The 21,450-nt window shown below is 43.4% G+C and carries 17 protein-coding genes and 1 tRNA gene; 7 read left to right on the top strand and 11 right to left on the bottom strand.

What is annotated here, in order from left to right:
- Position 1: 1 nt before the first annotated feature.
- Positions 2–766: a response regulator gene (locus AB6805_RS29395; RefSeq protein ID WP_370913007.1), complete on the top strand. Its 765-nt coding sequence runs from the start codon at positions 2–4 to the stop codon at positions 764–766.
- A gap of 80 nt (positions 767–846) precedes the next feature.
- Here AB6805_RS29395 and AB6805_RS29390 read toward each other — a convergent pair whose 3' ends face one another.
- From AB6805_RS29390 to AB6805_RS29370, 5 genes are all read right to left on the bottom strand, one after another.
- Positions 847–2,769 (bottom strand): RagB/SusD family nutrient uptake outer membrane protein, encoded by a 1,923-nt coding sequence (locus tag AB6805_RS29390; protein ID WP_370913006.1) that lies wholly within the window; start codon positions 2,767–2,769, stop codon positions 847–849.
- A 32-nt stretch (positions 2,770–2,801) separates the two neighbouring features.
- Positions 2,802–6,038 carry a SusC/RagA family TonB-linked outer membrane protein gene (locus AB6805_RS29385; RefSeq protein ID WP_370913040.1) on the bottom strand — a complete coding sequence of 1,079 codons (3,237 nt, stop codon included), beginning with the start codon at positions 6,036–6,038 and terminating at the stop codon, positions 2,802–2,804.
- Between the two features lie 486 nt (positions 6,039–6,524).
- Complete coding sequence (locus AB6805_RS29380) at positions 6,525–7,628, bottom strand: glycoside hydrolase family 105 protein (protein ID WP_370913005.1); 1,104 nt, start codon at positions 7,626–7,628, stop codon at positions 6,525–6,527.
- Between the two features lie 414 nt (positions 7,629–8,042).
- Positions 8,043–8,462: a DoxX family protein gene (locus tag AB6805_RS29375; protein WP_370913004.1), complete on the bottom strand. Its 420-nt coding sequence runs from the start codon at positions 8,460–8,462 to the stop codon at positions 8,043–8,045.
- A gap of 96 nt (positions 8,463–8,558) precedes the next feature.
- Positions 8,559–8,963, bottom strand: coding sequence for a VOC family protein (locus tag AB6805_RS29370; RefSeq protein ID WP_370913003.1), 405 nt, complete (start codon positions 8,961–8,963; stop codon positions 8,559–8,561).
- A 137-nt stretch (positions 8,964–9,100) separates the two neighbouring features.
- Between AB6805_RS29370 and AB6805_RS29365 the strand changes: the two genes are divergently transcribed.
- Complete coding sequence (locus AB6805_RS29365) at positions 9,101–10,078, top strand: GlxA family transcriptional regulator (protein WP_370913002.1); 978 nt, start codon at positions 9,101–9,103, stop codon at positions 10,076–10,078.
- Positions 10,079–10,119: 41 nt separating this feature from the next.
- On the opposite strand, the gene AB6805_RS29360 is transcribed toward AB6805_RS29365, so the two are convergent.
- Entirely contained in the window at positions 10,120–10,650 is a 531-nt protein-coding gene (locus tag AB6805_RS29360) for a hypothetical protein (RefSeq protein WP_370913001.1), read from the bottom strand.
- 81 nt (positions 10,651–10,731) lie between these two features.
- On the opposite strand from AB6805_RS29360, the gene AB6805_RS29355 reads away from it, so the two are divergent.
- Positions 10,732–10,824, top strand: coding sequence for a BrxA/BrxB family bacilliredoxin (locus tag AB6805_RS29355; RefSeq protein WP_370913039.1), 93 nt, complete (start codon positions 10,732–10,734; stop codon positions 10,822–10,824).
- A 277-nt stretch (positions 10,825–11,101) separates the two neighbouring features.
- On the opposite strand, the gene AB6805_RS29350 is transcribed toward AB6805_RS29355, so the two are convergent.
- The gene (locus tag AB6805_RS29350; RefSeq protein ID WP_370913000.1) at positions 11,102–11,698 is read right to left on the bottom strand and encodes a Crp/Fnr family transcriptional regulator; all 597 of its coding nucleotides are present in this window, start codon (positions 11,696–11,698) and stop codon (positions 11,102–11,104) included.
- Positions 11,699–11,806: 108 nt separating this feature from the next.
- On the opposite strand from AB6805_RS29350, the gene AB6805_RS29345 reads away from it, so the two are divergent.
- Positions 11,807–14,179: a carboxypeptidase regulatory-like domain-containing protein gene (locus AB6805_RS29345; protein ID WP_370912999.1), complete on the top strand. Its 2,373-nt coding sequence runs from the start codon at positions 11,807–11,809 to the stop codon at positions 14,177–14,179.
- Between the two features lie 171 nt (positions 14,180–14,350).
- Here the strand turns inward: AB6805_RS29345 and AB6805_RS29340 are convergent.
- Positions 14,351–14,424 (bottom strand) — tRNA-Pro (locus AB6805_RS29340).
- A gap of 543 nt (positions 14,425–14,967) precedes the next feature.
- On the opposite strand from AB6805_RS29340, the gene AB6805_RS29335 reads away from it, so the two are divergent.
- Together AB6805_RS29335 and AB6805_RS29330 are read left to right on the top strand one after the other, a co-directional pair.
- Complete coding sequence (locus AB6805_RS29335) at positions 14,968–15,423, top strand: (2Fe-2S)-binding protein (protein ID WP_370912998.1); 456 nt, start codon at positions 14,968–14,970, stop codon at positions 15,421–15,423.
- A gap of 29 nt (positions 15,424–15,452) precedes the next feature.
- A complete protein-coding gene (locus AB6805_RS29330) occupies positions 15,453–17,741 on the top strand; it encodes a molybdopterin cofactor-binding domain-containing protein (protein WP_370912997.1) in 2,289 nt (762 codons plus the stop codon).
- Positions 17,742–17,802: 61 nt separating this feature from the next.
- Here AB6805_RS29330 and AB6805_RS29325 read toward each other — a convergent pair whose 3' ends face one another.
- From AB6805_RS29325 to AB6805_RS29315, 3 genes are all read right to left on the bottom strand, one after another.
- Complete coding sequence (locus AB6805_RS29325) at positions 17,803–18,705, bottom strand: helix-turn-helix domain-containing protein (RefSeq protein ID WP_370912996.1); 903 nt, start codon at positions 18,703–18,705, stop codon at positions 17,803–17,805.
- A 52-nt stretch (positions 18,706–18,757) separates the two neighbouring features.
- Entirely contained in the window at positions 18,758–19,525 is a 768-nt protein-coding gene (locus AB6805_RS29320) for an SDR family NAD(P)-dependent oxidoreductase (RefSeq protein ID WP_370912995.1), read from the bottom strand.
- A 93-nt stretch (positions 19,526–19,618) separates the two neighbouring features.
- Positions 19,619–20,179, bottom strand: coding sequence for an RNA polymerase sigma factor (locus AB6805_RS29315; RefSeq protein WP_370912994.1), 561 nt, complete (start codon positions 20,177–20,179; stop codon positions 19,619–19,621).
- Between the two features lie 198 nt (positions 20,180–20,377).
- Between AB6805_RS29315 and AB6805_RS29310 the strand changes: the two genes are divergently transcribed.
- Positions 20,378–21,382: a FecR family protein gene (locus AB6805_RS29310; RefSeq protein WP_370912993.1), complete on the top strand. Its 1,005-nt coding sequence runs from the start codon at positions 20,378–20,380 to the stop codon at positions 21,380–21,382.
- Positions 21,383–21,450 lie beyond the last annotated feature (68 nt).

Here is a 21,450-nt window from a genome sequence, read left to right as displayed (position 1 = left end):
TATGACCGAAAATATTCTTATTATTGACGATAATGAAGATATCCTGGAATTCTTATCTATGGTTTTGAGAGATGCTTACCAGTTACATCTTGCCACCAATGGAGAAATTGCACAAACCATTTTAGACAAAGAAATTATTCACCTCATCATATCAGATATTATGATGCCGGGAATTGACGGGTTTGAGCTATGCAGGCTCATCAAATCCAATGTGGAATACTGCCATATCCCCATCATTTTATTAACATCTAAAAACACGTATAAAGCCCACATCGAAGGACTGGAGGTAGGCGCAGACGCTTATATACAGAAGCCATTCTCATCAGAATTGCTGCAGGTACAGATTGCTAACCTGCTTAAAAACCGCCGTAAGATAAAGGACCATTTTGCCAGTTCGCCTTTTGAGGATGTGAGGGTAATGGCGCATTCAAAAACAGATGAAGCCTTTCTAAAGAAACTGGATGAATATATCAAAACAAATATTGAAGACCCCAATATTGATATTGACATGCTTGCCGCACACATGTTCATGAGCCGCACCACACTATATCGCAAGATCAAATCCTTATCCTCGCTATCCCCAAAAGAACTTATTGACATCACGCGTCTTAAAAAAGCCGCCGATTTAATTGCTAAAAATGAGTTTTCATTTTACGAAATTTCAAAAATGATAGGTTACAGCTCGCAAAGTCTTTTCAGTCGTAACTTTCAGAAGTATTTCAAAATGTCGCCACTCGAATACTTTGATTCATTGCCAAGAGAGTAAGTAAGCCTTGGACGCTTTCAAATGAAGGCGTCCAAGTATTTCCATTACCCTGGGAGATGACCATGACTGTATCTCTCTTCTTAATTCTTATTTTCATCATTAACAGCATCTTCCCATTTCGTCCACATTTCCACGCTCTGACCATAACCGTTATAACCGGGGTTTTGGCGTAGTTTCCCATACAAATTTGCATCGATCGCCGATTGGGGAATGGGCCAATAGATATTATGTGGTGCTATGGTATAGGATCTGCCCTTTACAGTTACTTTGTTTTTATTGTAATAATTGCTGTAATGCTGTATGCGCTGATACCAATAACTGTTTTCTGAAAGGGTATTCACGTTATAAGTATTCCCCCATTCGTCTGCTTTACCACTTAAGGCCAGGCTATATGACATACGGCTTAGTTCCATGTGCCGCCATTCTTCCATCCATAATTCACGGGCACGTTCATTCGCGATATCACCAATAGTAATAGTAGTGTATAGCTGCTGGCATTTTGCCCTTTGTCTTACAATATTTACGTCTGCTACAGCTGCGCCTATATTCCCTTTATAAAATTGGGCCTCGGCACGGAGCAGATAGGTTTCCGCAAGACGATAGCAATACCAGTCGGCCGCCCCGCCCTTATTGTTATTACTTGCAGCATTGCCAATATGATCAGGATCGTTTACAAAAACTTTATAATGCGGCCAATCGAACCAGTTACGCACCGTATCGGTACATAAAAGCTTGTTGCCATTATAAAGCCGCAGGTTTTTACCGAAATACAATGCATCTGAAGGATCATTGTATTTCAGGGAATCCATTCTGGCCCAGTTGCCCACGCTGCTGTTATGTCGTAGATCCCCGGCATCATTAATTCCGTTTACATTCCAAAGATCGTGTTGTGCAAAATAGGTAGGGCTAATCATTGCAATACCACGACCAACAGCCGAGTTATAATCGAGGTTGGCCCGGTAGGAGCTGCTTGATGAAGCGTAGCATTGCATAAATTTTCCCGCAGGCGACACTAAGGTAGAGATATTCCACATCGGACCCCAATTCCGCATGGTGCGCATTTTTATTGCGGCATCTGTATTATCACGGTTGGGCATAGCAAGAATGGCTTCCTTATTTGTCATGATACACTTGTTCACAGGGCGGTGCAGGTCCCATATCACGTTCCGCGTAATATGCCAGGTGCCTTCCAGCGGGCTTTCGAACGTACCAAATGTGTTTGTCATTAAGGAATAACCCGAATTATTAATTAAAGAATCAGCTTGTGCAATTGCTTTGTCCCACTGACCAGTAGCCAGATAGCATTTGATCAATAACTGGCGGCAGGCGCCTTTATTAATCATGCCTATATATGACATACTGGACTGATCAGGCACCCATTGCACGGCATCTTCCATATTTTTAGTGATCATTTCTAAAATAGCTTCACGACTGGTGCTTTTATAGTTTTGCTTTGGAGAAGAAGGGATTTGGGTTATCAAAGGAACATTGTTAAACTGAAAGCACAGGGCGAGATAACGAAAAGATCTGTGAAAGTAAGCCCTGCCAATATATTCACGTTTTGTAGCTTCATCCAGGCCGGGAACTTTATCAATAAACGAGGTGATTGTATTGGCATACTTGATACCATTATAAGTTTCTCCCCAGAAAAAACTCAGCATATTCACATCATTAGTATACATGCCGTCAGTTGGCGTAAGGCGGGTAGCTACATCCGCAAAGATGCTTCCATCGTCTGTTTTACCCGCTACCGCCATGTCTGACAACATATACTCTGTGTTAATGGGTACCGAAATATCCCTGGTCGTAATGTAGCTCCAGTAGCTCCGCAAATGCTTGTCACACATCCCTATGGCAGCATCCAGCCCCGACTTGGTAGAGAAAGTAGTTTCGGGCTCATAAAAAGATAAAGGATCCGGTTTAAGATATTTCTTACTACAGGCGGCAATCATTGTTGATGCCATCACCAGGAAGAAAATTTTTCCTATATAGTTATTTTTCATTTTTGATTTTTTTATTTCCCCTGCGTAAAAGTTTAGAATGTCACATTTAATCCAAGCGTGTAAATTCTCGGCGCAATGTCACCAGTTTCTATATCCCAGTAATCCCAGTTTTTATCTTTTCTCCAGACAGCTACATTGCGAACGGTTGCATATAGCTTCAGGTTTTCAATCCCTGCCCGTGAAATAAGTTTACGGGGCATTGTATAACCAATTGTTACATTATCAAGCCTGATAAAAGAACGATCGAATACTCTGCTGGGGGCAGCAACTCCGGAAGGACCTCTCGCATCCAGCCGCCCAAAAAAATCACTCGGATTATCAAGCGTCCAATATTGTTTTTGATAGGTATTGGCATTGTATGTAACCAACGAAACACTATTGTCCTGGTTCAGGTAAGAAGTACTTAAGCTTTTACTGCCCCAATAAGAATAGATATTGAATGAGAAGTTGAAGTTTTTATAGGTAAAATCATTTCGCAACGACCACATAGTAGGTGGTGTAGTCTGGCCCAGGAATTCCTTATCCTTATTATTATAAACCGCCGTTGTCGTTCCATCAGCATTTTTAATATCATCTGCCGTGTAATTATTGGCTACTTTAGGATCCCCGGGGCGTTGGCCGTATTTAGCAGCTTCCGCAACCTCATCCACCTGCCATATTCCCGTTACGCGGTAGTTCCAGATGGCACTGGCCGGTTGTCCGATAAACCATCCGTTGGATATATCATCAGATTCTTTGGAGGTCACTACATTTCCATTGGCATCTAACACATCCTCGTACCGGTAATAAAGATGCTTAATCGTGTTTTTATATTTCGAAAACCCCACTGTGGTATTCCAGGTAAAGTTGGGTGTTCTTATATTTTGTGTGTTGACTGAAATTTCGAAACCTTTGTTTTGTACTTCCCCTAAGTTGGTAGTGATACTCGTAAATCCTGAAAAATCCGGCAACGATTGGCTCATGATCATGTTAGTGGTGGGCATGTAATAATAATCGAGCGTACCGGAGATCCGGTTATTTAAGAAAGCGAGATCCAGTCCGATATTATATGCTGTAGTTTTTTCCCATTGCAAATTGGGATTTGCCATACGGTCAATTCTTAAATAGTAATACTGGATATAATTACCGCTGGCATCTACGTATCCCTGAGTGGTTGCGCCGTTTGCAAGATTTGCCAATGCTATATAGGGATTAGCAAGCGATCTGTTTCCATTTTGTCCATAGGACAAGCGCAATTTACCATTGCTCAATGGACTCCACTGAAAGAATTTTTCATTGCTAAATGTCCAGGCCAAAGCTGCTGAAAAAAAGGTGGCCCGCGGATTCGAAGTACCGAAAGCAGAATAGCCATCACGGCGTACAGAGGCTGTCAGCATATAACGGTCGTCATACGAATAAAACACACGCGCAAGCATACCATCAGCCGTTTCATGAGAATCGTCCGTATTAAAACTGCTGTTAAGCGGATCGCCGGTAGAAGTTTCGTGGAATCCCAATGCATCACTTGGCAAAATATTACGTGCATTAATAGCATCACTCCAGTACCGCCGTTCTTCTGCTTCCTGGACCAGGGTTATATTTACCTTATGCTTTTGGGCAAAAGTTTCTTCCCAGCTGATCGTATTATTCAAAGACCAGTCGAAACGCTTTCCCCAGTTCCGGTCAACACCATGATTAATTGGCAGCCAGTCGGGATGTTCCGAGGATTCAAAATAGCGGTTATAATACCACTGATACCTGGGAGATACATTAAAAGAGTACTTGATATTAAAAGGCAGTTTTACTTTGGCAGAAAGAATGGTATTCAGAACAGTATAGCCTCTTTCCAGTTTCATATACTGTTTATTGAAATCAAAATTATACCCTTTACTGGCAGTCATTTCATCGCCCATAGGATGTACTTCCAGGTTTCCATCCTCATCCCTGTAAGATGCAAAAGGACTGTTGTTAATAATCTGTGATCCCCAGTTAACCGCAATATTTCCGTCGGACCGGTCCTGAAAATTCACATTGGCGCTAATATCCAGCCAGTCGGTGACCTTGCCGTCCACTTTTAAGTTGGAGCGCACTGCCCTGTAATTATCACCCACAACCACTCCCTGGTTAGACAAATAACCTGCAGACAAATAATAATTTATTTTATCACTGGCGCCGGATACGCTGAGGTTATAATCCTGGTTAAAACCGGTACGGAAACTATGGTCATACCAATCGAAGGTTTTACCTTTCAGATAGTTATCCAATGTTGTATATTGAAGACCTAACCGTTTAGCCCGGATTTCGTTATCAGATGCGTTGCCTGTATTCGTTGAATAAGCTCTCCATTCGTCGATAGTGATACCATATTTTTTCAGCGTTTCATCGGTAGGCATTTCATAGTATCCCAGCTTACCCGCTGTTGCCGTTTCTGATATATAAGGTTCATAGGCTCCTGTTGCTGAATTGATGCCGTAGGTACCAGCCATGTACCAGTCCTGCCGGTATTTCATATAACCGTCGGGGCCAAAAACCTTCCTGTTTGCGGCCATATCGGAAAGCCCGAAATTGGTTGTCAGATTAACAGTCGGCTTCCCCTTTTTTCCTTTTTTTGTAGTGATGATAAGAACCCCATTAGCTGATTTCGCGCCATAAATTGCAGCAGCTGACGCATCTTTAAGGATGTCAATCTGATCAATATCATCGGGATTAATTTCAGACAATTCTCCATAAAAAATCATACCGTCCAGTATCAGCAAAGGATCATTATGTCCGCCATCCGTATAAACGGAACGCTGCCCGCGGATTCGTATGGTACCTCCTCCTTTTGCAGAGGCATCGAAACCTACACTTACACCAGGTGTTCCGCGTATGATATCCTGAACTGTTTTAGGGTTCTCGTCTGCAATCTTATTTGGGCGGATAGAAGTTATTGCCCCGGTAAGATCTTTTTTCTTCATAGTGCCATAACCAATCACCACCACATTGTTCAGGTCATTGGTGGCTTGTTGCAGTATAATAATCAAAGGCTTTCCATCCGGTATCACCTCCCTGCTGACATAACTTACGTGTGATGCTCTCAGGGGCACTCCTTTGGCAGCCTGAATGCTAAAATTACCTGATACATCCGTTTTTGCAAACACGGTTGTTCCTTTAACGGCAATTGTAACATCAGCTATTCCATGACCGAGAGAGTCAGTAACCCTGCCCGTTATACTTTGATGTTGTGCATGGACGCAAAAGGGAAACAGCAAAAACAATAAAGCCCGGAATAATCCAGGCAATAAGAACATCTTACACAAAGAAGAGGCATTGCTTTTCCTGGTTGCTGTATAATTTTTCTCCATAATGATCAGTTAGTCGTTATCGCGGTGAAATTTATAATGCTGTATTGGTTGTACAGATCCGTACTTGTTTTAATAGCCACAATCGTTAAAAAGATTAATAGAATAATATACATACGCCGCCAAGGCACGTAGTTCTTTGAAAGTTTTCATTCTTTGAGATACGTGGAATATTCACCGGCGCGACTCCTGGCCAATTCATAAGTGGACACACATATTTGTGGATAATTATTAATATTAATTCTGTAACGCGAAGTAAAAATTCTTTTTTGATACGTTTTATTCAACTTTTTGTCGAATCATTCCAAAGTAAGAAAGCATAGAAAAGGGAGGTGTTAAATCACAGGTACGCGAAAACAGCTTTTCAGGATAAGCCGTTGGTGTCATGCCCCCTGTGCAGGGCGCCAACACCAACGGCAGTATAAAACGCTCCAACTATTTTCCTAAAAGTGCAGCTGCGCACCAGAGATAGGGCGCCTGGCCGTGAAGATCACCCGCATTACGTGGGCGGTCGTGGTAATATTGTTTATCATTCTTTTTGCCCGTGCCAACGCAAACTTCGGTTACATTATTACGTTCATCAATATACGAAACCATAGCGGTCCATGCTTTTCGTGCTGCCGGAGCGTACTCGGCCGCATCTAACCATCCTTGCTGAACGCCTGTAATAAACGCATAAGTGAACATAGCCGTGCCGGATGTTTCCGGCCAGAAATCAGCTTCATCAATAAGCTGGTTCCACATTCCGTTGGGCCTTTGGTGCTCCTTCAGACTTTTCATCATGGTAAGATACCCTTCCATAATCCGCGGGCGGTCTTTGTGGTCCTTAGGCAACTCGCGAAGCAGGTCGGGCATGCCTACCGCCATCCAGCCAGCTCCTCTTGCCCAGTAATATGGAACATCCGGAGCATGATAGAAAAGTCCGTTCGGGCGTTGCAGCTCATCCAGGTAGCGTACCATTTCCTTTGCCGCCCTGTCAATATATTTACGGTCGCCGGTTACTTTATAGGCTTCATTTTGTACAACAGTAATCATATACATATCGTCGATCCACAAACGGGTTTGCCAAGAATATCCTTTATCGGCCCAGGCTTTTTCATCTGGATTCGCATTCTTTGGCACTTCCCACTGTGTATCGGCGTAGGCCAGTCCGATTTTCTTATAACGTTCGTCTTTTGTTACCTGATAGAGTTTCAGCGCAACGCTGCCAAACATATTGTAGTCCACGTGATTCATGGGAGGCAGCAATACTTTCTCCCGGGAGAAGAAGGGCTCAAATTTATCCTGTAAAAGCCTGATCAGCTTTTGGTCTTTTGTTTTTATAGCGTAGTCCAAGGCACCATTCCAGGTGCAAACTTCGGCATAGTGAATGTACCTTCCTGCATAAAGTTCATGCCTGCCGTCCACGAAGTGGTAGGCCAGTCGTTTGCCCACCTCGCCGGGTGTGGATCCCTTTGGAAATTTGGTCAGATGATCCTGCTGGGCAAACAAAAACTGAAAAGACATCATTGCCAGCAACGATAAAAATAATTTACTCATAACGCTTTTTTGTAGAACTTATTTAAATTTTTAGTGGTTATTTCCAATGCTTTGAACGACCGTCTCATACTTTCTTCCAGCGCATGCCGCTGGTATATTCAGCTCTGAGATCGTGCGAAGAAATGAAATATCTCCTTTAAATTTTGTTCAGTTTTTTGTCGAATTGATCCTAAAAACCAGCGTGAGGAAGAATAGCGGGAATGTATGGCAACAGCCGTGGATGGCAGGAATATCTATAACCAATGGATTATTTAGCAAAAGATAGATTCAGGGCATTTTGCTGTCCTGTATGAAGAACGTGGATAAAATAAAAAGGAGCTGCCTCATTTATTTATGAGACAGCTCCTTCTTTGTCGCCCTGACTACTGTACAAAATTCGAACTTACTTCTGCATGGCTTAAGGGAACATTCTTTTTAAGCTATGCTTCCCCGCATTACCACACCATCCTCCTTTCTCCCGCTCTTAGCGATCTGCATTTTATTTCTGTTAAAATAAGATAGCGCCAGCACACCCATCACACCCACAGGCAATAGTATAAACCCTATGTTCCCATCTACAACGGCATGACTGATAGTAGCGAATACCAGGTTGAACGTAAGTCCTGCATAGGCCCATTCCTTTAACCGGTCCGGGATCGGGGGCAACAATATAGCTAATGCGCCTGAAAATTTCAGAATGATCAGCGCAACTGCAAAATAATCGGGATAGCCAAGTGGCTTGGTTCCTGCATTGGTATACTGTGGTGCAAACAATAAGGTACTGATGGGCATGATGCCTTCAAACAGGAATATAAAAACAGTTGATACCCAAAAAATAATTTTAGCCTTTTTCATTTTTTTATAATTTATTTTTGAACACTTAATATCAAACTGATATAGTATATGTCAACGATGTTAACTAACGGGCTGGGATTTCGGCCTACATCATGGTTAACCGGGGAACTTGCTCATATCCATATATAATACCTCCCAATGGTTACCATCCTGATCGCTAAAGCTTCTTTGCTGCATAAACCCGTAGTCCTTTGGCGAATTGGGCTCGTTGCCACCGGCACTTAAAGCAGCATCTGCCATGGCATTTACTTCGTCCAGGCTGTCGACTGAAATGGAGTTGATCACCCCAATGTCTGTTTTAGTGTCAATGATTTTTTTGCTTGTAAACTGCGAGAACTTGTCATGAGTCAATAGCATTGTATAAATTTCTTCACTTAGTACCATACAGGCGGCAGTATCATCCGTAAAAGCCGGATTGTTGGTAAAACCAATTTTGGTGTAAAATTCCATTGCCTTTTTAAGGTCAGTTACCGGTAGATTGATAAAGATTTTCTTTGCCATGAGGTGTAATTTTAATTGTTAGTTCGATGAGACAAAGGTGGTCTAAATACATGGGACTGAGGGTACATAAATGCGTCAAATTAGGGGGGTGAAAATGACAGGGATGTATTATCTTTACTTTTAATTTTACAGCGTCTATGTTAATATCAGTTTTCGCACCGGAGAAGGGCGTAATAGAAGCGGTAACGCCACCCTACCGTGCTTTTAAGACAGCCAATGATTTTCTTATGGCCCTGGGAAAAGAGGCGATATTTGAGGTTGAATATGTTGGCCTTACCCCGTTTGTTTCGGCAAACGACGGTGAATACACGATAAGGACCGACCGCTTGCTCCGGGATGTGAGTAAAACGGATTTATTAATAATTCCTCCTGTATATGGCAATATTGCTGACGGAATAGAAATAAATGCTGACGCCATTCCACACATCAGGAAATTGTATGAAAAGGGCTGTAGCGTTGCCAGTTTGTGTTTAGGCGCATTCCTGCTGGCTGAGACCGGGTTGTTGAACGGCAAAAAGTGCTCCACGCATTGGGCCTTCCTTGACGAGTTCAGGGCGCGGTACCCTGGAATTGAGGTAGTGGATGGCGCTATTATTACTGAAGCAGGAAACATATATAGTAGCGGAGGTGCCAGCAGCCTTTGGAATTTGATCCTATACCTGATTGAAGAATTTTCCGACAGGGAAACGGCCGTATTAATTTCAAAAAGCTTCGCCTTAGATATTGGCCGCAACAGCCAGGCTGTATTTACAGTGTTTAAGGGGCAAAAGAAACATGCCGATGAAGAAATCATGAAGGTTCAGGATTACATAGAGATGAATTACAACGAGAAAATGTCGATAGACGAGTTAGCGGCCATGGTTAATTCCGGGAGAAGGACCTTCGAGCGAAGGTTCAGACAGGCAACAAGCAATACTCCTTTGGAATATATACAAAGAGTACGCATAGAGGCTGCTAAGCGCTTCTTTGAGGCTTCCCGGAAAAATGTGAGCGAAGTAATGTTTGATGTAGGGTATACCGATACCAGAGCTTTCCGGGATACATTTAAAAAAGTAACCGGCCTAACGCCTATAGAATACAGGAACAAATATGCTAAAGTTACTGCAGAAGTATAGATGTGGGTTGGTATTAGGAATGGAAAACGCACGGTACAGGATCAGGAACATTCCATTTGAAATTGTTTACAAATGGCTAGAATTTCCTCCGGTGTCTTTTCAAAGCGATTTAATACGACTGTATACCTCTGGTTGCTGGTTGGATTCAGGTTGTCTATATTACTAAGGGTTATAATAAGATACTCATAGTTCGTTGTGATGGCTCCTCTATCACCACCGTTATCCGGAATGCAGTAGGTATAGGATTTTACATCAAAGTCTGCGATAATTTCCCATTTAAGTTTTACAATTGATGGAAAAGCAAAGCTGCCCCGGGCATCTACATCCTCTAAAATACTTCTGCCATAATATATGACCATCTCGTCTTTTGATAGTTTTATTTGTGATGGCACATCCCATAAATATTTCACTATTCCAACTGAAGGGATGATTAATGAGACGATAAAAATAATGGATGGTAATGAAGCTGAATATTGTATAATAGAAATCAGTCCTCCAGCCAATAATATAGCAAAAATGATCAAATCTGCTATATATTTTCTCTTGCGTTCTGCAATGATTATTGTTTCCATATATTGTTCATAACAAGGTAAATATTTTTAGGTAAAACTGTTCTTAGGTTCTAAACCTTCAATTGTAGTGGCAAGTTAGAACTGGTTTACTTCCTTCTCAAACATCGGATTGATGGCCGGGATCCAAATTCAATTGCCAACGATTTAAAAGCAATCTTTGATGAATTCTGCTAAGTCCGGGTATTATCCAAAACAGGGTCGAACCAGGTTAAACAATTGTTTACAAAACGTTTGATGTACTGAATCGGAGCATCTTATTCAAACAGCAAGGAACTGCTCACTGGTCAGGTTTTTGCTGTTTGAATACTTTTCCCTGGCGTCATTGATTCTTCCGGAACTGATCTAATCGTTGCTTAGCTTTAGGATGGAGGTCTCACAAAACACTTGAAAAGCTGCTGGAAGGTATTCTATATACAGGATACATAACACTACCTATGATGCAGTATTTCAACTATTTTGAAACCAGCCTTTTCCTGATCCGGCTTAATGCTTCGGGCGTAACTCCAAGATAAGATGCCACGTAATACTGCGGTACTCTTTGAATCAACTCTTCCCTTTCTTTTATAAGATTCAAATACCGCTCTTCGGGCTTTTCTCCCATCAATTTGGCGTTTTTTTGGGTAACACGTAAAAACTGGGCTTCTGCAATGAGCCTGCCAATGCGTTCATACTCAGGAAACCTTTCATACAGCTTCTGCAGGCTGTTGAAATGAAGATGATACAATTCACAATCTTCCAGGGCTTCTATTCCATAATTAGCAGGACGGGACGTCAAAAAACTTTCATAATCTCCTGTAAATTGATGTTCAAAAAAGAATTCATAGACGGTCTTCTTCCGGTCAGACAAATCAAATGCGATCACCGCCCCCTTCTCAATAAAGGACACCCATTTGTTTACGGCACCCAAATCACTGATAATTTCCCCCTTCTTGTAAGACTTCACTACCAAAAGCTCAGTAAGAGGCTCCCACGCCCTGGCAGAAAGGTTGGGTAAAAATTGCAAAAAATACTGATGAATATTTTCAAACATAAACTTAGCCGGCTTCAATAGACTGTTTTCCCAGGTTATTTTCTTTATTGACCCAGATCAATGAACAGGAAGATCCTGTTGTAGATTTTTGTCCAAAATAATTTCCTGAGATAAATATAGCGAATTATGGCAGCAAAATCAATCTATTATAAGGCCACTTTATTGGCTGTGTTCCTCATTGCCTTTTTCAGCAATGTACAAGCCCAAACACAAACTATAAACGGGAAATTAGTTGACGAGGCCTCGTTCGCTCCTATCGGTGGTGCGACAATACAAATGGCAAATTACCCGGGGATAAATACGTTTTCGGATTCGCTTGGAAGTTTCCGGCTTATGGGAGTTCCTTTAGGTAGGCAATCTATTATCATTATGTTTGCAGGATACGAACCCTTGTTTCTTTCCGATTTATTGATCACCGCAGGGAAAGAACTTCAACTTAATAATGTGGTAATGCGCGAAAAAATTAAGATGTTGGATGAAGTGGTCATCAGCGCTTCTAACAGGAAATCACCCAACAATGAAATGGCTACTGTAAGCGTCCGCACGTTCAATATGGAAGAAACCAAAAGATATGCCGGTTCTTTTGGCGACCCTGCGCGGATGGCTATAAACTTTGCCGGAGTGGTATCCACCAATGACACAAGAAATGACATCATTATACGGGGCAATTCCCCCAATGCTATGCTATGGCAGTTTGAAGGTCTTAATATTCCAAATCCTAACCACTTCGGTGCGCTAAACAGTATGGGAGGTTCTGTAAGCATGCTGAACAACAACCTGATAGCTAAGTCTGATTTTATATCAGGTGCTTTCCCCGCCCAATATGGTAACGCTGTTGCAGGCGTCTTTGATTTACGGTTGCGAAATGGAAATAAAGACAAGCATGAGTTTGTAGGACAAGTAGGTTTCAACGGATTTGAAGCCGGAGCAGAGGGGCCGATCGGGAAAGGTAAAAAAGCATCCTACCTCGTAAATGCCAGATATTCCACCCTTTCTGTATTCCGGCAGTTAGGGCTCAACTTTGGTACTGGCGGCGGGCAACCCGACTACTACGATGTAAATTATAAAGTACACTCATCAGTCGGGGCAAAAGGAAACCTGAGTTTGTTCGGTATATGGGGCAGAAGTTCATTTGTGAGCCTTGGCAAAGATTATGATCCCGGCGGACAGGCTTATGGAAATAGCTACTCCAATCGTTTTGCCGATTACGAAACCAACATTACAGGACTTAGTTACGAGCATCTGCTCAGCAATAAGACTACTGCGAAAATAACAGTTGGTTATAGCAGTACGAACGAATGGTTTGACAGGGATTCTATCAGTACGGTAAAACCTGATATCGCTATTCCCGACTGGCACTGGAAATTCTCCACGCAAAAATATTCTGCTGTCTTTCAGCTGAATCATAAGTTAAATGCAAGGCATAGCCTTATTGCAGGGGTTTCCAATGACTATACCGACTTCTCCATACTCAACAAACGGATCTACGCCGGCTTACACGACCTGGTAATTGCTGACCGCCAACGCGGTTTGGACCTGTTGCAGAGCTACGCTCAATGGAAATACAGGATGAACGATGTGTGGACATTTATTGCAGGGATGCACTACCAATATCTGGATATTTCCCGGAGCCAAAGCATAGAGCCAAGAATCGGGCTAAATGCTAAAATAAACAACAGGCATACTTTAGGCTTCGGTTTCGGAATGCACAGCCAAATGAACAACCTACTAAATTACACGGTTGTAACATCCACTCCGTCCGGCCACTTGTATACAAATGAATCTTTAGGGTTTATAAGAAGCAACCATGCTGTGTTGTCACACAACTGGAAATTAAACAATAATACAAACCTGAAGACCGAACTTTATTACCAGTCGTTGTATGACCTTCCTGTGGAAAGTCATCCGTCTTCTTTTTCGACCGTCAATCTTGGAGCAGAGGCCACTCCTACATTGCGGGACAGTCTTATCAACCAGGGCAAGGGAAGAAATTTCGGTGTTGAGTTTACCCTTGAAAGGAATTTTTCAAAAGGGCTTTATTACCTGCTTACCACGTCGCTGTTTGATTCCAAATACCAGGGAAGCGATGGGGTATTGCGAAATACGGCGTTTAATATGGGTTATGTGATCAATGCCCTTGCAGGCAAGGAATGGAAGTTCAACAGGGAAAGATATTTTAGCATTTCGATGAAGATCTCTGCTGTCGGAGGTCGCTATCTTTCACCTGTGGACATTACAGCATCTATTGCGGACGGCGAAATACAGTTTATTGAAGAAGAGGCTTTTTCATTAAGGCAATCAGCTTACTTCCGCTCGGATGTAAAGCTATCCTACCGGAAGGAATACAGAAAATCATCTTTAGAAATTTCGCTGGACCTGCAAAACGTTACCAATAACAATAATATTTTCAGACAGGAATGGAACGCCCGTACCGCACAAGTCGTAAACAATTACCAGCAGGGATTTTTCCCGGTGCCGTTTGTAAGGTTTACTTTCTAATGAAATTGACCAGGATTGGGTTTCGTCCAAAAAAACAAAAAGCCGTCTCCATGTTTCTGCAAACATAGGAGACGGCTTTTTTTCAAATATCCATTTATTTTGTCGTCGACAGGGAAATTGCCCAAAATAAAAACAGGACAAACGAGAATAAATCCCATTTGTCCTGTCAAGTCGGGACGACTGGATTCGAACCAGCGACCTCTTGCACCCCATGCAAGCGCGCTACCGGGCTGCGCTACGTCCCGTTTTACCGGTATTTCCCCATTCGATGGGGTGCAAAAGTACTTAATTATTTTATTTTTCAAAATATTAGGTATACTTTTTTTATAAAATATTCATTTCTAAGGAATCATCGAACCGCCCCTTATTTTTACAGGCCGGGTAGTCCCATGATCAAAAGTTCAGCTCCGGCAACGAACAGGCCACCATGCCTACGTGGCTTATCCCTTGTGTAACGCTTATACTTAATGTGCCGGTTATCATGTGACATAGTCGCCATCACATAACATCTTTATAAAATCTAAAAGTGAAATCAGACTCCGGATATATCGCGCCGCCTTATTTATTGTAAGAATACAGATTGTTACCTTTTTTCATTATATTCAATATCGATATAACTGCTTGTCAGATGAAGGACGATTGATTGATTATCATAATCATTCGTTTCTTTTTCTTAACTACCTAAGTATATTAATCAATAGATTTGTTTTCATGTTAAGGCGCGATCATGACCTGTCAGGCGCTGTATACCCACCAACGCAAGATCAAGATTAAATAAATAAAGCAATATGGCTAAATATTCAATTCATGTAAATGGCAAAACACACGAAGTGGATGTGTTAGAAGATATGCCATTGTTATGGGTGCTGCGGGATATCATTGGCTTAAAAGGAACCAAGTTCGGTTGCGGCAAAGCTTTGTGCGGCGCCTGCACCGTACATCTCAATGACACGGCAATCCGCTCCTGCAGTTATCCTGTTTCCGCAGTTGGCGCCGATAAGATTACCACCATTGAGGGGTTGGCGGAAGAAGGGGATCATCCTGTTCAACAAGCCTGGGAAAAGCTGGTCGTGCCACAATGCGGCTATTGTCAAACCGGGCAAATCATGAATGCAGCAGCCCTGCTGAAAAAAAATCCGCACCCGTCCGAACAGGAAGTGGAGCAGGCTATGCAGGGCAATCTTTGCAGATGCGGCACCTACAACCGGATTAAAGCAGCTATACTAAGTGCTGCTACTGTCTAATTAATCAGTCATTCAAAAAGAACAGATCCATGAAGGTTATATCTCCATTTGAGAAGAACACCGATGCCGTAGCATCGGAAATCTTCAGAGCTTCCAGAAGAGATTTTCTAAAAGTAGGTAGTTTACTCGCAGGAGGTTTGGTGTTGGGTGTGAGTATTTTTAGCTGTAATGAAAAAGGAAAAAAGATTGCCACTTTAGCTCCCAATGTATATTTACGCATTACTTCGGCCGGAGAGGTGATCATCATTGCCCACCGCTCTGAAATGGGCCAGGGCATCCGGACTTCCCTCCCACTGATTATCGCAGACGAATTGGGAGCCGATTGGAGCAAGGTTCAGATTGTGCAGGCAGAAGGCGACGAAAAGAAATATGGCAATCAAAATACAGATGGCTCCTTTTCCATAAGAATGTTCTATAAGCCGATGCGTGAGGCAGGCGCAATCGCCAAACTTTTACTCATGCAGGCGGCGGCAAAAAAATGGCAGGTGCCGGTGGAAGAATGCGATACGGCCAACAGCCAGGTGATTCACCAAAAATCTAATAAGAAACTGGATTTTGGTGAGTTGGTGGACGCCGCCAATCTTTTACCGGTTCCGGCTGCGGGCAATGTGAAGCTGAAAGATCGCAGCCGCTTTAATATGATTGGCAAAGCCACCCCTATCGTGGATCTGCACGATATTGTAAGTGGCAAAGCCGTTTTTGGGATAGATGCTGTAACAGAGGGCATGAAAGTGGCGGTTATAAAAAGATGCCCGGTAGTAGGCGGTTCTGTGAAGTCATTTGACGATACAAAAGCCCGCAGCATACCAGGGGTGATCAAAGTTATTGCCATCAAGGGCGCAGGTCTTCCGGCTACTTTAACAAAACCCCTGAGTGGCGTGGCGGTTATTGCAGAAAATACCTGGGCGGCCATCAAAGCCCGCGATCTGCTGGAAGTGGAATGGGACCTGGGACCTAATGCTACCTATGATTCAGCCAAACAAATCGAGGAATTAAAGCTGGAAGTTGCGAAAAGTGGAACGGTGCGCAGAAAGCGGGGCGACTTTAACGCCGCAAAATCAGTAGCTAAAAAAGTGATTGAACATACCTATGTAGCGCCACATCTTGCCCATGCAACCCTGGAGCCGCCCTGCGCGCTCGCAGTGGTAAAAAATGGCACCTGCGAAGTTTGGGCCTGCACGCAGAACCCACAGGGAGCGCGGGATGCCATTGCGGAAGCTTTGGGATTTTCAGCAGAAAAGGTAAAGATAAATGTTACCCTGCTGGGCGGTGCTTTCGGACGCAAGTCCAAACCTGATTTCATGCTGGAAGCGGCTATACTGGCAAAGGAATCCGGTCTCCCCATCAAAGTGCAGTGGACCCGGGAAGACGATATCCATCACGATTACCACCATGCTTTAAGCGTACAACGCATTGTTGCCACTATTGACCACGACAATAAGCTCAGTGGCTGGAATCATCACATTGCCTATCCCTCCATTTCGGCCACAGAAGATATTTCCGTGGTGCAACCCAGTGATGGAGAGTTGGCGCTGGGTGCTTCAGACTTCCCCTATAACGCACCCGCCATACAAATAGAAACGCATGATGCCAAATCACACATGCGTATAGGCTGGCTGAGATCCGTGCGTAACATTCCCCAGGCATTTGCGATTACCACCATGCTCGACGAAGTAGCGGAAGCAAGGGGAATGGACGCTGTTGCCAATGCCATTGACCTTTTAGGGGAAGACCGTAACATCACCTTCAACCAGGAACTGGTGAAAACCACCTATCCGAATTATGGAGAGGATATCGCCAATTACCCCTGGGAAATCAGCCGGATGAAAGGCGTTATCCAACGGGTTGCAAAGGAATCCGGCTGGGGAAAAACAATGCCCAAAGGATCTGCACTTGGCTTTGCTGCGCACCGGAGTTTTTTAACGTACGTTGCCTGCGTGGTGGAAGTACAGGTAGATGCGAATAACAAAATCACGATTCCGAGCGTCCATTATGCGGTCGATTGTGGTACAGCGGTGAACACTGACCGGATCAAATCGCAGTTTGAAGGAGGTGCGCAATTTTCAGCCAGTTTTGCGTTGAAGAGTGCTATTACCCTGAAAAACGGACAGGTGGAACAGAACAACTTCGACGGCTACCAGATTATCCGGATGCCGGAGTCACCGAAAGAAATACATGTGCACATCATAGAAAGTGATGCCCAGCCAACCGGTATTGGCGAACCTCCCGTGCCGCCCTTCACCCCTGCATTATGTAATGCAATTTATGCCGCAATAGGTAAACGTATCTATACCTTGCCTATTGACTTGAGTGCCTGATGTATGCAAATAGTTAAATAATTGAATGAACAAGGCCCGTTGCAAAGCGGGCCTTGTTCATTCAATTCAAATTCCGGTATTCCCTTGGTGAATAACCGGTTTTGCTTTTAAATAATTTTGTAAAGTGAGATGGGTGTTCAAATCCCAGCTCGTAGGCTATTGTTGCAATAGCATTGTCGGTGCTCCACAACAGGGATTTAGCCTTGTCTATCAACTTCAGATGAATGTGCTCCTGTGTCGACTTACCGGTATATTTGCTTAATAAATCCGAAAGATAATTGGCGGAGAGATGAAGACGCGAAGCGAAATATTTCACATCCGGGACACCGGACGCTATTGGAGCATCCTGGGCGAAATAGTCATTCAAAATCCTGTCAAATTTCTCTATAATATCATTGCTTGCCTTTGTTCTTGTAAAAAACTGGCGGTCGTAGAACCTTGCACAATAGGATAACATCAATTCAAGATTAGTCAGGATAAGATGGTGTGAATGAGTATCCAGGTTCATCGAGATCTCCCTGCTGATATTCTTCAGACAATCTTCCAGCACACTTTTTTCAGCATCCGAAATATGCAGGCATTCGTTGGTATCATAACCAAAAAAAGAATAGCCGGTTAGCTTTTGTCCCCTGCTGGTGTGCAGAAAATCAGGGTGAATATAAATGGCCCAGCCTTCCACCTTATTCTCTATGCCGGGCGATAAAACCTGCTGCGGAGCGGTGAACATCAATGAGCCTTCTGAGAAGTCGTAGGAAGTACGCCCATACTTAAAGGAGCCTTCTATTTTCTTACAGGCAATGGAATATAAATCCAACCGGTATGCCGCGCCTTCCTTCCGGTGCGACCGGTCTACCTTAGACAAATCCACTACACTTATTAACGGGTGCAGTGGCTTATCATAATGAAAAAAATCATGCAATTCCGAAATCGATTTGATGTCGATATACTTCGTTGGTGTTGCCATAAAGTAAATTAACAAAAAAAAGAGCAATCTGACAGATTGCCCTTGTCGCTCATCAGATAAAAATACCGCCGCTAACCTCAATTCGCTGCGCGTTTACAAAGCGGCTGTCGTCTGAAAGAAGTGATGCAACAAAAGCACCTACATCATCCGCCTCGCCAAGGCGACCGAGGGCTGTCATACCGGCAATTTGCTGGCGGTGACTTTCATCCCCTTTCCCCCCGCCAAACTCCGTGTCAATGGCCCCGGGAGCCACACTGTTGAAACGAATTTTCCTTTCCGCATATTCTTTGGCAAAATACCTGGTCAGTCCTTCTAGTCCCGCTTTGAGTGCACCATACACTGCAACACCGGGAAAAGCGAAGCGGGCCAGGCCGGATGAAATATTGATCACCTGCCCTCCCTCCTTCATCAAGGGAACCAGGTTCTGCGTCAGAAAAAATACGCCTTTGAAATTTACGTTAACGAGCTGGTCAAAAATCTCCGGAGTAGTGTCTTTAATGAGTGTTCGCTGGGCTATCCCTGCATTATTTACAAGGTAGTCGAAGTCTTCCCGGTTCCATTCTTTTTTAAGCACCTGTTGTACCTGGCTGACGAAATCATTGATGGAGCTGAATTCAGCCGCATCCATCTGCAAAGCAACAGCTTTTCCGCCATTGCTATTGATAGTATCCGCTACCGCCCGGCCTTGTTCAGGATGGCTGTTGTAAGTAAGGATGACGCCGATATTACGTTTAGCCGCATTTAATGCAATGCTTTTCCCTATACCCCGGCTGCCACCGGTCACCAGGACGATTTTTGATAGCTGTTTTGTTGTGTTCATAATCATTAAGTTTTATGACACAAAGTTCCATCAGCCCTTCGTTATTCATTTGAACATTTAACGGTAAAACTTATACATTTCTCTTTACCTGCGCTACATAAACGCTGCCTGCATGCCTAATAATATCAATACCACCACCAATTTATCCGCAACAAACTTCTTGCGTAGTACCTGGTTAGCGAGGTGCAGATGCTTTTCAATCGCTTTTACACTCAACTTCAACTGATCTGCAATTTCCTGGTGGGTATAACCATGTTGTTGCTTCAGGAGGAATATTTTACGACGTTTCTCCGGTAAGGTATTAATAACCTCCTGAAAACTACGCCAGCCATCTTTGAATATCAGGTCTTCTTCGAAAGATACAGCAAGCGGTTGCTGCTCATTAAAGGCAGCGTCCCGTAACAAACGTCTTGCTTCTTTCTGATTGTGGTTCACTATAATACGGTAAACATAGGTGCGCAACAAGGGATAGATCATTGCATCATCCTTCAGCGAGGGCAGGTTATCCCATACCTTAATAAAACACTCCTGCACCAGGTCTTCTACCACGAGGGTATCTTTAGTATATCGTTTTACAAAATGATAAAGGCGGTCTTTATTGTCTTGGTAGATCCGCTTAAACCTTTCCTCCAGGTGAAGTGATTGCATATCCATATTGCTGATACTTCCCGTTATCGGGGAGCCACAAAGTTGGAAAAGTTTTACCTTTTGCCGCTCCTCTTATAAAAGATAATGATTAATTCACACGCCCACCCGCCAATGTTATCTCCATGTTAACTCCACTTTTCGCGGTAGGGTTTTAGTTTGACAGTGCTGTGTTATTATTAGCAGGGATCTTAAATGCACTTCATAATGATAGATAAAGCATTGCTTGGTAAATACTTTGATGGAACATGCACACCACAGGAAGAACAGCAGGTGCTTAGGTACCTGGCTGGACAGGACCACCAGGAATTTATTTCCCTCATGGAACAATCATGGGAACTACCTGCTGACAATATCGGCGAAGACATTACCCGGCGGATGCTAACGCAACTGGAAATGAAAACATATGGGAGGAAGCAGGTTATTCCTATTGAACGTGCTTCGCGGAAATGGCGGAAAAGCTGGCTGCGCGTAGCGGCGGCGGTAGTGTTGATGGTAACAGGAACTACATATTGGTTTATTACGAACAGGAACCATACGGCGCCCATTACCTGGACCACCATTTATAATGATCATAACAATCCCGAACTAGCTGTATTACCTGACAATAGTAAGGTGTGGCTGGCGCCAGGCAGTAAATTATCCTATACGCCATTTACCGGCAAAGGGCAACGCAGTATAAAACTGGATGGAGAAGCTTTTTTTGATGTGGCGCAAAATGCCTCCCAGCCATTTGTGGTGTATACAGGTAAGCTGGCTACCCGTGTGTTGGGTACCACCTTTAATATTGAGGCCTATCCGCACGAAGCAGCAGTGAGAGTGTCGTTGGTAAGCGGACTGGTTACAGTAGCATCTGCTGACAGCGCTGATCAAATGGCTACAAGGCTTCACCCGGGCGACGTGATGGATTACGAAAAAAGCAGCCATACCTTTAAACGGCAACAGATTAAAATCAGTGATCCACAAGAATGGACGAGCGGTTCACTGGTGTTTAATGATCTGCCGCTCACGGATGCGGTACAAAGGGTAGCCGCACGATATCACCTGGTTATACACTATGCAAAAGGAACGCAATCAGCACTGTCAGATAAAAAGATAACGGCCATCTTCCGGAAAGAGAGCAGTAGCGAGATCTTAAATAATATACTTTTCATCTCCAACTGTTACATGCAACAACGCGGCGAGGATATCACTGTGTACAATATGCCTTAAACCAACGCCAGTAGCAGGGCCACATCCCCGCTATAATCTATTCTTAAAATAAATTAATGTATGCTTTC

It is taken from the genome of Chitinophaga sp. RCC_12 (assembly GCF_041360695.1).
Lineage (GTDB): Bacteria > Bacteroidota > Bacteroidia > Chitinophagales > Chitinophagaceae > Chitinophaga.
This window is presented reverse-complemented; position numbering and strand designations above follow the sequence as displayed.

Coding starts and splice junctions, on each gene's coding strand:
- AB6805_RS29395 (WP_370913007.1), top strand. CDS start 2: ATGACCGAAAATATTCTTATTATTGACGATAATGAAGATATCCTGGAA.
- AB6805_RS29390 (WP_370913006.1), bottom strand. CDS start 2,769: ATGAAAAATAACTATATAGGAAAAATTTTCTTCCTGGTGATGGCATCA.
- AB6805_RS29385 (WP_370913040.1), bottom strand. CDS start 6,038: ATGTTCTTATTGCCTGGATTATTCCGGGCTTTATTGTTTTTGCTGTTT.
- AB6805_RS29380 (WP_370913005.1), bottom strand. CDS start 7,628: ATGAGTAAATTATTTTTATCGTTGCTGGCAATGATGTCTTTTCAGTTT.
- AB6805_RS29375 (WP_370913004.1), bottom strand. CDS start 8,462: ATGAAAAAGGCTAAAATTATTTTTTGGGTATCAACTGTTTTTATATTC.
- AB6805_RS29370 (WP_370913003.1), bottom strand. CDS start 8,963: ATGGCAAAGAAAATCTTTATCAATCTACCGGTAACTGACCTTAAAAAG.
- AB6805_RS29365 (WP_370913002.1), top strand. CDS start 9,101: ATGTTAATATCAGTTTTCGCACCGGAGAAGGGCGTAATAGAAGCGGTA.
- AB6805_RS29360 (WP_370913001.1), bottom strand. CDS start 10,650: ATGGAAACAATAATCATTGCAGAACGCAAGAGAAAATATATAGCAGAT.
- AB6805_RS29345 (WP_370912999.1), top strand. CDS start 11,807: ATGGCAGCAAAATCAATCTATTATAAGGCCACTTTATTGGCTGTGTTC.
- AB6805_RS29335 (WP_370912998.1), top strand. CDS start 14,968: ATGGCTAAATATTCAATTCATGTAAATGGCAAAACACACGAAGTGGAT.
- AB6805_RS29330 (WP_370912997.1), top strand. CDS start 15,453: ATGAAGGTTATATCTCCATTTGAGAAGAACACCGATGCCGTAGCATCG.
- AB6805_RS29325 (WP_370912996.1), bottom strand. CDS start 18,705: ATGGCAACACCAACGAAGTATATCGACATCAAATCGATTTCGGAATTG.
- AB6805_RS29320 (WP_370912995.1), bottom strand. CDS start 19,525: ATGAACACAACAAAACAGCTATCAAAAATCGTCCTGGTGACCGGTGGC.
- AB6805_RS29315 (WP_370912994.1), bottom strand. CDS start 20,179: ATGGATATGCAATCACTTCACCTGGAGGAAAGGTTTAAGCGGATCTAC.
- AB6805_RS29310 (WP_370912993.1), top strand. CDS start 20,378: ATGATAGATAAAGCATTGCTTGGTAAATACTTTGATGGAACATGCACA.